Here is a 15,216-nt window from a genome sequence, read left to right as displayed (position 1 = left end):
ATCATCGCCCTGGCCATGCTCACCCTCGGCGGCCACCGACCCGAACTACCCGACCGATGACCGCAAACCCACCCACACACCGATCACAAGAGCCAAAAATGTCGTAGGCGGCGTCTAGTCTCCCTCGCGTGACGATGGTTATGGAGTTCGCCCGTTTCACCGTCCGCGAGGGCGCCGAAGCTCAAATGGTCGCCGACCGCCCGGCGATGCTCGCCGCCCTGCGCTCCCGTTTCCCGGGGTGCCTGGCGGCGTACCTGACAAAGGAGGAAGACGGCACCTGGCTCGACATCATCCTGTGGCGCACCCACGCCGACGCCGAACAGTCCGCCCGCGAGATCATCACGATCCCCGAGTGCGCGGCCTGGCTGTCCCACATAGCCAAGTCGGGCGGCCTGCGCCACGCCGAGGTCCTCGACGCCTGGCCGGCTCCATGACCTAACTCCCACCGCATGCCCGCGCACCCACGCCCGCACGCCGCCGCACGCGCTCGCACCCACCGCCGCACGCGCTCGCACCCACCGCCGCACGCGCTCGCACCCACCGCCGCACGCGCTCGCACCCACCGCCGCACGCGCTCGCACGAGCCTGCGCACCCGCACGCTGACCCGCGCCGACGCCACGCACGCCGCTGCCGGAAATGCCGCGCTCCCGCCCGCGCGCCGGCCGCGCCCTGCAAGTGCCGCGCGCCCTGCAAGTGCCGCGCGCCCTGCAAGTGCCGCGCGCCCTGCAAGTGCCGCGCGCCCTGCAAGTGCCGCGCGCCCTGCAACTGCCGCACCCCCCGGAAATGCCGCGCGCCGCACTGCGGCGGGCCCCCGCAAGTGCCGTGCGTCCCGCAAGTGCCGCGCGTCCCGCAAGTGCCGCGCGTCCCGCAAGTGCCGCGCGTCCCGCAAGTGCCGCGCGTCCCGCAAGTGCCGCGCGCCCCGCAAGTGCCGCGCGCCCCGCAAGTGCCGCGCGCCCCGCAAGTGCCGCGCGCCCCGCAAGTGCCGCGCGCCCGCAAGTGCCGCGCGCCCCGCAAGTGCCGCGCGCCCGCGCCCACACGCGCCCCGCGCGCCCACGAGCGCCGCGTTCTCGCGCGCCTCGCCGCGCACGCGCCCGCAGCGACGCACCCCGCCACCGAGGCCTGGTGCCTTAGGAGAAGCGCAGCCGCCAGCCGCGCATCGAGAAACGGCGATGGCGGCCGTGGGCCGCCATCTGCTTGTCGCTGGGCGTGAGCGCCAGCGTGTTCAGGTTGTGCGCGCTCGCCGGCGAGCGCGCTGGGTCAGCGGTGTCCTTCCGGGCGCTGACGCCAACGGTCCTCCAGCCGATCCATGAAGCCTGCCTTGCGCGTCTGGCGCGTGCGACGGCTCGCCGTGCCGCCGACGGCGTGGAGGTCCGGGGCGTTGCCCTTGCGACGGGACTGCATCGCGAAGGCGGCCGAGCCGAGCATCACCACGAAACCGGCCACGCCGAGCGGCGTATTGCTGCTCACCGTGCCGAGGACGACGAGGGCAAGACCAACAAGGATCACGAAGGCGGCGACGAGGAGCCGGCGCCGTGCGTGGAAACGCGGGTCGCTGGCCCGCACAGCCGAGGCGAACTTGGGGTCCTCGGCAAGCGACCGCTCGATCTGATCGAACAGCCGCTGCTCGTGCTCCGAGAGCGGCACGGCATTCCTCCCCGGGCGCATATCCCGATCCCGAAGTCGGGGTCGGGGTGAAACAAGGTAGGTGGCGCGGGACAGCCGTCGGCTGCCTTACCGAGCAAGTCTACGAGGGGGTTGGCGGCTCGGAAAGCGGGACGACCGTCCGCTGCGGGTGATTTTCGGTCCGCCGGAGATCACTTCGTCCCAAAAGACTGGCTGGGCCGACGCTCGCGCGGCCGAATCGGGCGGCGATCGCGTCGGCTGCGGCCTCGGCCTCGCGCCACCCACGCTCGGGCTCGCCGAGGCTGAGCTGCCGCGATGTGGTGGCCGCGGAGGTGAGCCCCTCGACCCGTACGCCGATGAGCCGAATCTGGTCGGCCGGGCCCAGCGCCTCGAACAGAGCCCACGAGATCTCGAATATCTCTCGTGCCACATCGGTGCTCGCCGGCACCGTACGGGATCGATTGACGGTGCGGAAGTCGGCGAGCCGGACCTTGATCGCCACCGTGCGGCCCACCTGGCCGCTCGCCCGCAGCCGGGCGCCGGTCTTCTCGGAGAGCGCGAGCAGGCTCCGCCGCAGCAGTTCGCGGTCGGTCACGTCGACGTCGAAGGTCATCTCGGCGCCGAGCGACTTCTCCTCGCGCTCGGGGCTGACCTTGCGCGGGTCGCGGCCCCAGGAGAGCTCGTGCAGGTGCGCCGCGGCCGCCTCGCCCACGGCCCGCCGCAACATGCCGTACGGCGCCCGCGCCAGCTCGCCCACGGTCGTCAGCCCGAGCCGGCGCAGCGTCTCGGCGGCCCGCTCCCCCACGCCCCAGAGCGCGTCGACCGGCAGCGGATGCAGGAACTCGAGCACGAGACCGGCCGGGACCACGACCATGCCGTCGGGTTTGGCCCGGGTCGAGCCGAGCTTGGCCACGAACTTCGTCGGCGCCACCCCCACCGAGCAGGTCAGTTGCTGCTCGGCGAGCATGCGCTCGCGGATCTGCCGCGCGATCTCGGCCGGGCGGCCGAGCAGCCGCTGCGCCCCCGCGACGTCGAGAAACGCCTCGTCGGAGGAGAGCGGCTCGACCAGTGGCGTCACGTCGCGGAAGATCGCCATGACCGACTGGGACGCCGCCGAGATCGCCGGCCCGTCGGGCGGCAGGAAGATCGCCCGCGGGCACAGCACCCGGGCCCGCGCCGTCGGCATGGCGCTGCGCACGCCGAACCGCCGCGCCTCATAGCTGGCCGAGCTCACCACGCCCCGCGGCCCGACACCGCCGACGACCACGGGCTTTCCGCGCAGCGAAGGATCGGTGCGGACAGCGACGGACGCGAAGAACGCATCCATGTCGACGTGCAGGATCGTGCACCCCGCGTCGTCGGCATCAGGCCCGAAACGCGGGTCGCGCCCCCGAGGCACCACCTGGCTACGTCCCACGTCAGCGACCCTAGTCCGACCCTCTGACAAAAATCAGAAACGGACAAATCAGGTTCGGGTGGCAATCAGGAGAGGAACGGTCATTTCGGCGGCGGTCAGCGATCCGTGGTAGGCGATCAACTCACCGACCACCGGCGGCTCCCACCCGGTCGCGAGCGCCACCACACGATCGAGGCAGATGACGACGATCTCGCCGATGCGGTCGAGGTGCGAAGGAGCCACCGGGCCGAACAGGCCGCGCGAGATCGCCTCCTCGCGCTCCAGCACCCATGCCTGCGGGCCGAAAACACCCCGCCAAGCGGCGAGAACGTCGTCGCGAGCCCCGGCCGCCGGATAGAGGTAGCGAACTCGCGGCTCCCCCGCGACCCCCGCCACCCCGCTCGACAAGTCGGAAATGTCGGCCATGTCGAAACGGCCGTCGGCCGGAACGTTCAGCTGCCCGTGGTCGGCCACGACCAGCAGAGCGGATCGGGGAGGCAACCCCGACACCAGCCGATCGAGAAGCGCGCCCACCCCGGCCGCCGCGTCTCGCCAGCTCGGCGAGTCGACCCCGTCCTCATGCCCGGCCTTGTCCACATCCGGGTGATAGCCGTAGACCAGCCCCGGCCCGGCCGCCAGCGCCCCCAACATTCCGGCCGCCAGCTCAGCACCGTTCGAGGCGCCGACGTAGATCGCGCCCCGATTGGCCGAGACGCTGAGTCCGCTTCCCTCGAATTCGGGACGATTCACCACGGTCGCGCCCAGCCCGGCCGCCACGACACCCTCAAAACGAGTAGGCACCGGCTGCCACACCCGCGGATCCGGATCATCACCCCAGTGGATGTGGTTGAGGATCCGCCCGTCCGGCCGCCGCGTCGTGAACCCCAGCACCCCGTGCGCGCCCGGCACCACACCCGTGCCCACGGTCACCAGGCTCACCGGCGTCGTCGACGGAAAACCCGTGGTCAAGCTGCGGCTTCCCGCCGCGAGATCTTTCAAGATCGGCGCGTACGGCGTGGCCACGGGCACCTGGTAGGTCCCGAGCCCGTCCACCAGCAGCACCGCGACGCGGTCGACCCCATCCAGAGACGGCCCCAGCCCCAGCACATCGACCGAACCCGGCACCCCGAGCACCGCGCACACGCTCGGCAGCAGGTCGGCCAGGCTCCCGCTGCCGTATGCGGGCGTCACCGGCGCCAGCGCATCGGCGCGCAGATGATCGGGCGGGACCTCCGTGATCACGGCCGCCGCGCAAACAGGTGCAGCTGGGAGGCGATGTCACGGAACGGCGGGCGGGAGGACAGTTCCAACTCGAGGTCGAGCAGCGCCTGCGGATCTTCCTCGATCACCGCGGCGGGAAGGAGATCGGCCAATACGCGTACGCCATGGGTCTGCTCCACCTCGAGACCCGCCGAGCGCAACAGTTCGGCGGCGCTCGCCACGTCGTAGCGGCGGCGCAGCGTGTCGCGCGCGCCCGCGCGGCCCTCCGGATCGCTGACCAGCGCGGACGCCGACCGCAGGTGCCCGTTGATGGCCCGCCCGAGGATCGCCGCGGCCCGGCCGGCCACCAGCACGCTGACCGCGCCCCCGGGCCGCAGCGCCGCCGCGACCGCCGAAACCACGTCGGAGGGCTGGTCGACCACCTCGAGCACCGCGTGGCAGAGGATCAGGTCGACGCTCGCCGGCTCGACGAGGCCCGCGAGCGCGTCGCCGTCGCCCTGCACGGCCCGCACCCGCTCGGCCACGCCCGCGTCGGCGGCCCGCCGGGTGAGCGCCGCGAGCGCGTCGGGGCTCGCATCGACGACGGTGACGGTGTGTCCCGACTGCGCGAGCGGCACGGCGAACCCACCGGTGCCGCCGCCGACGTCCACGACCGTGAGCTTCCGACCGGCGTGCCGGTCGAGCTCCCGTCGGAGCACGGCCCACACGGCGGCCGTGCGCGCGCTGACAATCGGCCGCTCAGTTCGCGTCGATGCGGTGTCCACGCGGCCAGCGTATCGGCCCGGCACCGCTCTTCTCGGGACCGGCTCATCCGGAGCGGTCAGAAGTCGACGATCACCCCCAGCGCCCGCTCCATCTCGCAGCTGTTGCCGTAGCTGAACTGCCAGTCGATGTGCCGGCCGTGCCACGTGCCGCTGACCTCGACCGTGACCGGTGAATAGACGAGGAAGCAGGCGTGGTGGGCGGGCTCGATCGCGAACGGATTCCCGCCCGCGGCCGCCAGCGCGGCGCACGCCTCGGCGGCCTTCGGATGGCTTCCGCCGGGCGGGTCGCATTCGAGCTCGACCGATTTCGCGGGGCCGGCGTCTCCCGCGTATTTCATCGTGAGACTCGCGCCCGGCTTCACCCGGCCGCCGCCGGCGTACCCCGGATCGGGCGTGGCGGCGGTCGCCGGCCCCGCGGTGAGGATCACGGTGGCTGCCGCGGCAAGGCCCATCATCGTACGGATCATCGCGCTCTCCCGACGTAGCGGAATAAAACCGATAAATCCGGATGATACCGTTACCGGAAATCGCGGGATGCCGGGGTGACTGGCGCCGTTGCCGCCTCCAGCCGATCCGCCACCAGGTTGAGCACGCCTTCCGCCTTCTCCAGCCGCCCCCGCACGATCAGCGCCGTGCTGGTCTTCGCGACCCGCCGGTACCGCTGCCACAGCCCCGGCGAGCAGGTCACGTTCAGCATCCCGGTCTCGTCCTCGAGGTTCACGAACGTCACCCCGCCCGCGGTCGCCGGCCGCTGCCGGTGGGTGACGATCCCGCCGACCCGGATGCGGGTCCCGGCCTCGACCCGGCCGAGCTGCGAGATCCGCAACGCGCCCACCCGGTCGAGCTCGGCCCGGATGAACTGCGCCGGGTGCGCCTCGGGCGAGAGACCGGTCGCCCACACGTCCGCGACCAGCTTGTCCACCTCGCTCATCCCGGGCAGCATCGGCGCGTCGGCCCCGCTCACCGTGCCCGGCAACTTGTCTGGTTTGTCTTGCGCGGCCGCGCCCGCCGCCCAGAGCGCCTCACGGCGCGAGAGGCCGAACCCCGCGAAGGCATCGGCCGTGGCGAGGGCCTCCAGGTGGGTGGTGGTGCATCCCGTACGTCGTGACAGGTCCGTCATGCTGCGATACGGCCCATGGGCGCGACGTTCTTCCTCGATCGCCTTGGCGAGCTCCTCCCCCACCGTACGAATGCTCGAAAGCCCCTGCCGGACGGCCGGCCCACCCAGCCCCCAAGCGTGCGAAGGCTCCTTCTCCTCGCTTTTTCGCCGGGTCTCCGGCGTTGTCTCCAGCGTGGCCGCCGCGTCGCTGAGGTTGATGTCGGGACGCCGCACCTCCACGCCGTGCCGCCGCGCGTCGTCGACCAGCGTCTGCGGCGAGTAGAAGCCCATCGGCTGCGCGTTCAGCAGCGCCGCGCAGAACGCGGCCGGGTAGTAGCGCTTGAGCCAGGCGCTGACATAGACCAGGTACGCGAAGCTGATCGCGTGGCTCTCCGGGAAGCCGTAGTTCGCGAACGCGCACAGCTTGATGTACAGGTCGTCGGCGAGCTCGCCGGAGATGCCGTTCGCGGCCATGCCCTGGTAGAGGCGCTCGCGCATCTCCTCCATCTTTTTCACCGAGCGCTTCGAGCCCATGGCCCGGCGCAGCTTGTCGGCCTCGAGCGGGCTGAAGCCGGCCGAGTCCATGGCGAGCTGCATCAGCTGCTCCTGGAAGAGCGGCACGCCCAGCGTCTTCTCCAGCGCCCGGGCCATCGTCGGGTGCGGCATCGTCCATTTCTCGATGCCGTTCTTGCGCCGGATGTAGGGGTGCACCGAGCCGCCCTGGATCGGGCCGGGCCGGATCAGCGCCACCTCGACCACCAGGTCGTAGAACTCGCGCGGCTTGAGCCGGGGCAGGGTCGCCATCTGCGCGCGGCTCTCCACCTGGAACACCCCGACCGAGTCGGCCTGGCACAACATCTCGTAGACCTCGGGATCGGACGGGCGGATGTCGCCGAAGTCGAGCTTGCTGTCGATCATGTCGAACGCGTAGTGCAGCGCCGACAGCATGCCCAGGCCCAGCAGGTCGAACTTGACCAGGTTGATCGCGGCGCAGTCGTCCTTGTCCCACTGCAGGACCGTGCGGCCCGGCATCCGTCCCCACTCGACCGGGCACACCTCGCTCACCGGCCGGTCGCAGATCACCATCCCTCCGGAGTGGATGCCGAGGTGACGCGGGAAGGTCTGCAACTCGTTCGCGAACGACACCACCTGCTCGGGAATGTCGTCGATGTCCACGGTGGCGACGTCGCCCCAGCGGTCGATCTGTTTGCTCCACGCATCCTGCTGGCCGGGTGAAAAACCAAAAGCTTTGGCGATATCGCGTACGGCCGAACGCGGGCGATACGAGATGACGTTGGCGACCTGTGCGGTGTGCCGGCGGCCGTGCTTGATGTAGACGTGCTGGATGACCTCCTCGCGGCGGTCCGACTCGATGTCGACGTCGATGTCGGGCGGGCCGTCCCGCTCCGGCGCCAGGAACCGCTCGAAGACCAGGTCGTACTCGAAGGCGTCCACATTGGTGATGCCGAGCGCGTAGCAGACGATCGAGTTCGCCGCCGAGCCCCGCCCCTGGCAGTAGATGTCGTTGTCCTTGCAGAACTTGACGATGTCGTAGACCACCAGGAAGTAGCCCGGGAAATCGAGTTCCTCGATCATCGCGAGCTCGTACTCGAGCTTCACGTAGACCTCAGGCACCTCCTCGGGCAGGCCGTAGCGGGCCTGGGCGCCGCGCAGGGCCAGCTCACGCAGCCAGCCCATCTCGGTGTAGCCCGTCTCGGGAATCGGGAACGCGGGCAGCTGCGGCGCCACCAGTTGCAGGTCGAACGCGAGCACGAGACCCAGCTCGGCGGCGCGTTCCACGGCGCCCGGGTAGGCGGCGAAGCGGCGGCTCATCTCGGCGCCGCTGCGCAGATGCGCTGTGCCGGCGGCGGGCAGCCAGCCGTCCAGCTCGTCGAGGCTGCGCCGGGCCCGCACGGCGGCGACCGCGGTGGCGAGCCGGCGGCGGGCCGGGATCGCGTAGTGCACGTTGTTGGTGGCGACCGTCTGCAGCCTTTTGAGCCGCGCCAGCTCGTGGAGCACGTCGTTGCGGTCGCCGTCGTAGGGGTCGCCGTGGTCGGTCAGCTCGACCACGACGTGCTCCCGCCCGAAGAGCTCGATCAAACGATCGAGCTCCCGGGCGGCGTCATCGACACCGCCGGTGGCGAGCGCGTGCGGTACCAGGCCCTTGCGGCAGCCGGTCAGCACCATGACGTGGTCTCTCAGGTGTCCGGCGATCTTTTCTACGCCGCCGTATGCGGGCTTGCCCTTCTCGCCCCCGGCCAGCTGACCCTCGCCGATCAGGCTGCCCAGCGCGGCGTAGCCGGCCGCGTCCTTGGCCAGCACCAGCAGATGTTGCCCCTCGGGATCGGGCTCGCCGTTCTGCGGCTTGGTCAGGCCCAGCGAGAGCTCCGCCCCGAAGATCGTGGGCAGTTCGAGGTCGCGGGCCGCCTCGGAGAAGCGGACCACGCCGTAGAAGCCGTCGTGGTCGGTGACGGCCAGCCCGGTGAGGCCCAGGCGGGCGGCTTCCTCGGCCAGCTCTTCCGGGTGGCTGGCGCCGTCGAGGAAGCTGAAGTTGGTGTGGCAGTGCAGCTCCGCGTACGGGACGGTCTTCTCTTTGCTCTTGATGAGCGGCGGCGCCTGATAGGGCTGGCGCTTCCGGCTCCAGACCGGGGAATCGCCGCCGTCGGCGTCGATGGCGAGAGGATCCACCGCGTACGGCTTTTGCTTGTCTTCGCCGATCTGGCGGACCCCCTCGCCCCTGGGCGGTCTGACGGGGCGGCCGGTCAGCGCGGCCTCGAGCTCGGACCAGGGCTTCTTCGGGTTGTTGAAGCCCATCTTCATTGCCCTCGCTCAGTCATACATGTCCGCTCAGTCATATATGGCCTCCACCGCCCAGTGGCCGCCGACCAGGGAGAGCAGGAGGGCCCGGCCGTCGTCGAGAACCACCTGGAAACGGGCCCGGCGGCGGCTCTCTTCGTCGGCCCACCAGCGCTCGTCCAGCGGCCAGGGGCCGGCCCAGCCGGTGACCGTGATCGGGTTGCCGCGCTCGACGATCAGGGAGGCGGGATCGCCGGTCAGCTCGAGGCGGGCGCTGACCCCGACGGGGGTGCCGGTGTCGTCGAGCACCACCGCGCCCAGCGGCTGCAGGGGGACCACGGCGGGGGCCGGCTTGGGCAGGCGCCCCGGCCATGGGGGCAGCGCCACCAGCGCGGGGACGCGACGGCCGCCACCCCGGTGCCGTCCGGCCGGCACCGTCACCACCGTCACGCCGTCCGTCGGCTCGGCCGTTGTCTCCGGAGCCGGCTCGGCTGTTGTTTCCGGAGCCGGCTCGACCACCCTCAGCCTGGCTTTCGCGGGCTCGAGCTGCTCCTTCGGCGCGCCCGCGGCCCGGGCCGCCCGGCGGGATTCCAGCTGGATCACCTCGGCTCCTTCGGTCGGCGTTCGCGGATCAGTGTCCTCTGTGGGCTCCTCGTCCGCGGATTCCTCTGCCGTGGGCAGAAACAGTTGCAGCGAGAGAACCGGGGCCTCCGAGTGGGCGAGCAGGGGGACCGTGCTGATCTCCGGGACCGGCTCGGTGTGGGCGGCCGCCGGGCGCGCGACCTCGCGCTCGTCGCCCCACGGGACCAGGCGGATCTGGTCGTCGGCGGAGCGTCCGCCGCCGAGGACCGGCGTGACCAGCGCTTCCGGCCCGAGCAAGCCCTGCACCCGGCTGAAGGCACGGTGGGCCCGCTCGCGATCGGCGCCGGCGTCGCCCCAGAGGCCCGGCTGAAGTCCAAGATGGACGAGCACGCCGTCCGGGATGAGCCGCAGACGCACCAGGCCCGCGGTGGGCCGGGTGGCCGTCCCGCGCCGGGCGCCGGTGAGCCAGCCGTCCAGCTGCCAGCGGACCCGCTCGGCGATCGCCGCCGCGGTCAGCGTGCCGTCGTGCCGCCACACGCGATGGAGCTCCTGCCCGTCCGCGGTGACCGCCTCGATGCCGAGCCGGGTGCAGGCCAGCCCGTGCGCCGCGAGCTTCTCGTGGAGGCGCTCGGCCAGCACCTTGCCCGCGAACGCCGCCACGTCCACCCGTGCGAGCGGCTCGTCGTAGGTGCCGGCGACGTCCAGGTCGGGCGGCGGCTGCCGCACCGCGAGCGGCCGATGATCTCGCCCCGAGGCGAGCCGATGCGCGAGCGCCCCGTCGAACCCGAACCGGCTCAGCACGTCCCCCGCCGGCAGTCCCGCGAAGCCTCCCAGCGTCTTGACTCCCAGCCGCTTGAGCAGGTCGACCAGCTCGCGCCGCTCCAGCGCGTCGATCGGCATCCCGGCGAGGAAGGCCGCGGTCTCCCCGGGCGCCACCACCCGCCCGTCCCGCGCCGCCAGCCCCGCCGCGAACACCCCGTCGGCGATCCCCACCTGGCTCTCCACCGCGCATGCTTCCGCGATCTGCTCCACGATCCGCTCGGCCGCGGCCTCTTCCCCGCCGAAATACCGCGCGGGCCCCCGCGCCGCAAGCGCACAGGCCCCCGGCCGGATCACCTCCACCCCCACGGCGACCTCTTCGACGGCGGCGACGACGGGCTCGAACGCCCGGGCATCCCGCCCCGGGTCATCCTCGACGACAACAAGCCGCGGACACCGGCTCTGCGCCTCCCGGCGACGCAGCCCTTGCCGTACGCCTTCCTGGCGCGCCGCCTCCGAGCAGGCCACCACCCGGTTCTCCCGCAGCACGACAACGGGCCCCGAACCGTCCACCCCATCCACGATCTCGGCCGCCACCACGGCCCAGTCCGGGCACCAGACAAGAAGCGTCCGCACCTCCCCGCCCACGTCACACCACCGCCATCGAGGCAGGAGGCGACGCCATCGAGGCGGGGGCCGACGCCATCGAGGCGGGGGCCGACTCCATCGAGGCCGGAGGCGGCGCGGTCAAGGCCGGAGGCGGCGCGGTCAAGGCCGGAGGCGGCGCGGTCAAGGCCGGAGGCGGCGCGGTCAAGGCCGGAGGCGGCGCGGTCAAGGCTGGAGGCGACATCATCGAAGCCGGGGGCGACGGCGGAGCGGAACGCAACCGCGAGACGGAGCGCACCGTGGCCGAGCGGGCAGTTGCTCCCGAGTGCTGCCGGGGAGGAACGGCGGGAGCCGGGGACGGGCGTTCGGATGGGTTGTCCGAAGTGACGGGTGGAGTGGATCCGGTGGTGGGTGGGAGCGTGGGCGGGCGGACCGTGACCCCCGGCATCCACATGGTCAGCTCCTTGGGGCGGGCGGCGGCGCCCCGGCCCCGGGCCAGGACGGTCACCTCACGGCGGCGCAGGCGTCCGCGACCGGCGCCCAGGCCCTCCCAGCGGCCCGCGGTCACCTGGAGAGTGACGTCGGCGCCGTCCCAATGGCCGAACGGGACCAGCACGCAGCCGCGCTGACGGGCCCGGGCCACCAGGCGGCCGGCGATCGCCGGGGAGACGCTGCCCGGAACGGCGGCGACCACCACGTCGACGCCGTCGATCAGGGCCGCCACCACGGTGGCCCACTCGGGTCCGGGGTTGGGTACCAGCGCCAGCCGGTCCAGGGCGATGCCGCTCTCGGCCGCGGCCACGGCGCCCAGCGCGGGCACCCCGACGACGGCGCACCAGGATCCGGTCCGCGAGGCCTCCGACAGCAACGCGAGCAGCAGCGACGTCCCGCCGCTGGCCGGCGCCGCCCGCCCGGTGGCGACCGCGACGGTGCTGCCCCGCCGCAGGCCGCGCCCGGGCAGCAGCCCACTCAGCCCGGGCGCCACCGGAAGCATCCGATGCACACCCGGCTCGGCCGTCTCCCCCGCCGCCCGCACCAGCTCCGCAAGGGCGGCCGCACCGCTGATCATGCGTCCCGCCATCATTGCCCCGCTCCGTGTTGCCGTGTTGCCGTGCTTACCAAATTCGCCCGAACTCGGACGAACCGCGCGCCACCGTCAAGCCAATCCCGGCGGCCCAACCCAAGACGAATGCTCTGGGCCGCCGGAAAGAGGGATGGCTCTACCCGCCGCGCGTCCGCTGCGGCCGGGCCAGGCGGCCGGGCCAGGGCGGTCGGGCCGCGAGCTAGGCGGCCGGCCGCGAGGTCAGGCGGTCAGGCCGCGAGGTCAGGGGTTCGGCGGGTCAGGCCGCCGGGCCGCGAGGCCAGGCGGCCAGGCCGCGAGGCCCAGGGTCCGGCGGGTCAGGCAGCCGGGCCGCAAGGCCAGGCCAGACGGTCAGGCCGCGGGTCAAGCGGCCAGGCAGCCCGGCCACGGGCCAGACAGTCAAGCCGCGGGCGGTCAGGCAGCCATTACGCCGTCGATCAGGCAGCCGCTGCGCCGTCGATCAGGCAGCCGCTGCGCCGTCGATCAGGCAGCCGTTACGCCGTCGATCAGGCAGCCGTTACGCCGTCGCCGATGGCAGCGGCCGAGCGCACGGTGAGCTTCTGGATCAGGCGGCCAGCGGAGGCTGGTAGGCCACGCCCAAGGACGACTCGACCACCGTGACGAACTGCTCGGCTGCTCTCAAGAGGTCGTCGGCTTCCCGAGGGCTCACGACGCGCGGGATGCCGGCCTCGGCCGCGGCTCGCTTGGTGGCGCCCAGGGCGAAGTAGCTTGCCCAGTCGGCGAACTCGGGGGCCACCAGGACCAGCAGGGACCAGACGCTTGTCACCCGGCTGCGGCGGGTGGGCGCGGCCGGGCGGGCCCGCGCGGCCAGCACAGCGGCGGCGGCTCGCAGAGCGGCCAGGTGGGCCGCCGCGTAGCGCAGGCCGTCGGGGCGGGTCAGCGCCGCCTCGGCGAGGCCCTGCCTGGCTATGACCAGCAGCTGGGCGGGAGTGCGGTGCGGCAGCATGTGCGCCGGGACCGTGGGCGCCTCCGCCTGGACGGCCGCTGTCGGCGCGTGCGCCAAGCCGGGAGCCCGTAGGAGGGCCGGCGCCGTGTTGCTCGCCATAGGTCGTGTCTCCTCGCGTGTCGCATCCGACGTGCTGTGGTGTCGAACCGATCGCTGTCTCGACCGGTCGCCGTGTCGAACCGATCGCTGCGGAGGAAGACGCAGCGCCCGTGTGGGCGAGCCGGCCGGGCGTGAAGCTTCCCCACACCACACCCGGCCGGACCCTGCCGGCGGGCCCGTCGCCCACCACCCGGGGGTCGGGGGGCGGCGGGCGACGGTCCTGCCTTGTCTGAGGGCACCGGACCCGCGAATGCCCGGAGCCTCTCGTGCGGCACTTCGCGGGTGCCGCACCCGGGAGCCACGCCGCGAAACATCGCTCCCGGTGCCAGGACGAACCCCGAAGCTCCCGAGGGGAGGCTTCGAACATCCGTTCTAACTATCCGAGAGACTAGCACGCCTGTACGACAAAATCCGCCCGCCCGCTACGACAGAACTTTCTCGAAGTTGAGCTCGTTGTACTCCGCGTCGCTGTACGGCGGGATCTCGCGGTATCCGCTGCTCCGGTACAGCGCCGCGGCCTCGGGCAACGCCCGGTTGGTGCCGAGTCGCAGCGTGCGATACCCCTGCACGCCGGCCCGGCTCTCCAGCTCGGAGAGCATCCGCCGCCCCAGCCCGAGCCCTCGGCAGTCCGGGTCGATCCAGACATGGCGGATTTCGGCCACCCCCGGGGAGAGCACCTGCCAGATTCCACACCCGACGGCGGAGTCCGGCTCCTCCGAGGCCACCAGAAACTCGCCGCCCGTCGAAGCCAGCTCGCCCGGCCGCAGCAGTGCGCTCTCCGAATATCCCGACGCGAAGCGGGCGTCGAGCTCGCCCGCATACTGCCGCAGGCACCACCGCGCGATATCCGATGAATCCGGAATGAGGGCAATCTCCACCGAGGCCATCCGCAACAGCCGGCGAACCTGCTCCTGGGCCGCGACCAACCGGTCCCGCTGGGCGGACGTGAGCCGCCCGAGCAGCGAACCCACGCTCTCCCGGGCCCGGGAATCCAGTTCCGCCCGCGCCGCCGCACCCGCGGGCGTCAGCGAGGCGACCCGCACCCGCCCGTCCCGGGGGTGCGGCCGCACCTCCACGAGCCCCTGGCCCTCGAGAGACCTCAGCATCCGGCTCAGATAGCCCGAGTCGAGCCCGAGCAACGACCGCAGGGAGCGCAGATCGGCCCCCTCCCCGATCTCGAAGAGCAGCCGCGACTCGCTCCACGGCCGTTCCAGCCCGAGGTAGTGGTCTCCCAGCACCCCGAGGCGCCGCGTGTAATACCGGTTGAAATCACGCACAAGCTCGATCTGGTTCACGCCTCCGATAATCTCTGACTCAGGTCAGAGATTTCTAGTCCCCTCTCAGACGGATCCGGATGACAGGATGCAGCGGAGGTGCGACACATCGACAGGTGAAGGGGCTCGGCATGGACCGGACCATCGTGATCACGGGCGCGAGCTCCGGCGTCGGCCTCGCGGCCGCCGAGCAGCTGGCCGCCAAGGGCGACGAGGTGGTCGTGGTCGGCCGCAATCCCGAGCGGCTCGCCGCGGCCGTACAGAAAGTGGAAAGAGCGGCCAACGGCCGCAAGCCCGGCCAGTTCCGTGCCGATTTCGAGTCCCTCGACGACGTACGCCGGCTGGCCGATCACCTGCTCACCACGTACCCGAAGATCGATGTCCTGGCGAACAACGCCGGCGGCATGGTCGGCGAGTACCGCCGGACCAAGGACGGCTTCGAGGCGACGATCCAGGGCAACCACCTCGCCCCGTTCCTGCTGACCCACCTCCTCCGCGAACGGCTTTCGGGCCAGCGCGTGATCAACACCGCCTCCGAGGCGCACCGCGAGGGTCCGCCCGACCCCGGAGAATTCGTCGGCGACCCGGCCAGGTACCGCGCCTACAGCGCCTACGGCCGGTCGAAGTCCGCCAACATCCTCTTCGCCGCCGAGGCGCATCGCCGCTGGCCCGATATCAAGAGCATCTCGTTCCACCCGGGCGTGGTGCGCACCAACTTCGGCGCCGGCCGCGCCCTGCGCCTCTTCTACCGGTACGCCCCCTTCCTGGTCAGCCCGGAGAAGGCCGGCGCGCTGCTGACCTGGCTGGCCACCGTCCCCGACGACGACCTGGCCGGCGGCGGCTACTACGTCGGTCACCGGACGAAGGAGCCGAAGCCGCATGCGGCCGACGCGGCCCTGGCGAGCCGGCTGTGGGACGCCAGCGCCGAGGCCGTCGGCCGGTAAGAAG

The 15,216-nt window shown here is 72.2% G+C and carries 12 protein-coding genes; 2 read left to right on the top strand and 10 right to left on the bottom strand.

Translation table 11 applies throughout. The features are described from left to right. Positions 1-134 precede the first annotated feature (134 nt). On the top strand, positions 135-434 hold the full coding sequence (locus tag ACIA5D_RS38895; protein ID WP_396035506.1) for an antibiotic biosynthesis monooxygenase: 300 nt from the start codon (positions 135-137) through the stop codon (positions 432-434). 824 nt (positions 435-1,258) lie between these two features. Here ACIA5D_RS38895 and ACIA5D_RS38890 read toward each other — a convergent pair. The 10 genes from ACIA5D_RS38890 to ACIA5D_RS38845 all read right to left on the bottom strand — a co-directional run bounded on the left by ACIA5D_RS38890 (position 1,259) and on the right by ACIA5D_RS38845 (position 14,289). After that, positions 1,259-1,645 (bottom strand): DUF3040 domain-containing protein, encoded by a 387-nt coding sequence (locus ACIA5D_RS38890; protein WP_396035490.1) that lies wholly within the window; start codon positions 1,643-1,645, stop codon positions 1,259-1,261. Between the two features lie 100 nt (positions 1,646-1,745). Further along, positions 1,746-3,041 carry a DNA polymerase IV gene (gene dinB, locus ACIA5D_RS38885; RefSeq protein WP_396035489.1) on the bottom strand — a complete coding sequence of 432 codons (1,296 nt, stop codon included), beginning with the start codon at positions 3,039-3,041 and terminating at the stop codon, positions 1,746-1,748. A 48-nt stretch (positions 3,042-3,089) separates the two neighbouring features. Beyond that, a complete protein-coding gene (locus ACIA5D_RS38880; RefSeq protein ID WP_396035488.1) occupies positions 3,090-4,262 on the bottom strand; it encodes an alkaline phosphatase family protein in 1,173 nt (390 codons plus the stop codon). After that, on the bottom strand, positions 4,259-5,005 hold the full coding sequence (locus ACIA5D_RS38875; RefSeq protein WP_396035487.1) for a methyltransferase domain-containing protein: 747 nt from the start codon (positions 5,003-5,005) through the stop codon (positions 4,259-4,261). Before ACIA5D_RS38875 ends, ACIA5D_RS38880 begins: the two co-directional genes overlap by 4 nt. A 56-nt stretch (positions 5,006-5,061) precedes the next feature. Next, positions 5,062-5,472: an SSI family serine proteinase inhibitor gene (locus ACIA5D_RS38870; protein WP_396035486.1), complete on the bottom strand. Its 411-nt coding sequence runs from the start codon at positions 5,470-5,472 to the stop codon at positions 5,062-5,064. A 50-nt stretch (positions 5,473-5,522) separates the two neighbouring features. Further along, positions 5,523-8,918, bottom strand: coding sequence for an error-prone DNA polymerase (locus ACIA5D_RS38865; protein WP_396035505.1), 3,396 nt, complete (start codon positions 8,916-8,918; stop codon positions 5,523-5,525). Between the two features lie 33 nt (positions 8,919-8,951). Beyond that, entirely contained in the window at positions 8,952-10,877 is a 1,926-nt protein-coding gene (locus tag ACIA5D_RS38860) for a DNA polymerase Y family protein (RefSeq protein ID WP_396035485.1), read from the bottom strand. A 13-nt stretch (positions 10,878-10,890) separates the two neighbouring features. Next, positions 10,891-11,928: a hypothetical protein gene (locus ACIA5D_RS38855; RefSeq protein WP_396035504.1), complete on the bottom strand. Its 1,038-nt coding sequence runs from the start codon at positions 11,926-11,928 to the stop codon at positions 10,891-10,893. A gap of 565 nt (positions 11,929-12,493) precedes the next feature. Next, positions 12,494-12,895 carry an SAV_6107 family HEPN domain-containing protein gene (locus tag ACIA5D_RS38850; protein ID WP_396035502.1) on the bottom strand — a complete coding sequence of 134 codons (402 nt, stop codon included), beginning with the start codon at positions 12,893-12,895 and terminating at the stop codon, positions 12,494-12,496. 521 nt (positions 12,896-13,416) lie between these two features. Continuing rightward, positions 13,417-14,289: a GNAT family N-acetyltransferase gene (locus ACIA5D_RS38845; RefSeq protein ID WP_396035484.1), complete on the bottom strand. Its 873-nt coding sequence runs from the start codon at positions 14,287-14,289 to the stop codon at positions 13,417-13,419. Positions 14,290-14,399: 110 nt separating this feature from the next. Here ACIA5D_RS38845 and ACIA5D_RS38840 point away from each other — a divergent pair, with 110 nt between their 5' ends. Then, complete coding sequence (locus tag ACIA5D_RS38840) at positions 14,400-15,212, top strand: SDR family NAD(P)-dependent oxidoreductase (RefSeq protein ID WP_396035483.1); 813 nt, start codon at positions 14,400-14,402, stop codon at positions 15,210-15,212. Positions 15,213-15,216 lie beyond the last annotated feature (4 nt).

Origin of the sequence: Actinoplanes sp. NPDC051513 (assembly GCF_044454685.1) — a bacterium.
Taxonomy (GTDB): Bacteria; Actinomycetota; Actinomycetes; order Mycobacteriales; family Micromonosporaceae; genus Actinoplanes.
This window is presented reverse-complemented; position numbering and strand designations above follow the sequence as displayed.

What these genes read in the sequence shown, in the direction of transcription:
- ACIA5D_RS38895 (WP_396035506.1), top strand. Translation starts at nt 135, where the DNA reads ATGGTTATGGAGTTCGCCCGTTTCACCGTCCGCGAGGGCGCCGAAGCT.
- ACIA5D_RS38870 (WP_396035486.1), bottom strand. Translation starts at nt 5,472, where the DNA reads ATGATCCGTACGATGATGGGCCTTGCCGCGGCAGCCACCGTGATCCTC.
- ACIA5D_RS38865 (WP_396035505.1), bottom strand. Translation starts at nt 8,918, where the DNA reads ATGGGCTTCAACAACCCGAAGAAGCCCTGGTCCGAGCTCGAGGCCGCG.
- ACIA5D_RS38855 (WP_396035504.1), bottom strand. Translation starts at nt 11,928, where the DNA reads ATGGCGGGACGCATGATCAGCGGTGCGGCCGCCCTTGCGGAGCTGGTG.
- ACIA5D_RS38850 (WP_396035502.1), bottom strand. Translation starts at nt 12,895, where the DNA reads ATGCTGCCGCACCGCACTCCCGCCCAGCTGCTGGTCATAGCCAGGCAG.
- ACIA5D_RS38840 (WP_396035483.1), top strand. Translation starts at nt 14,400, where the DNA reads ATGGACCGGACCATCGTGATCACGGGCGCGAGCTCCGGCGTCGGCCTC.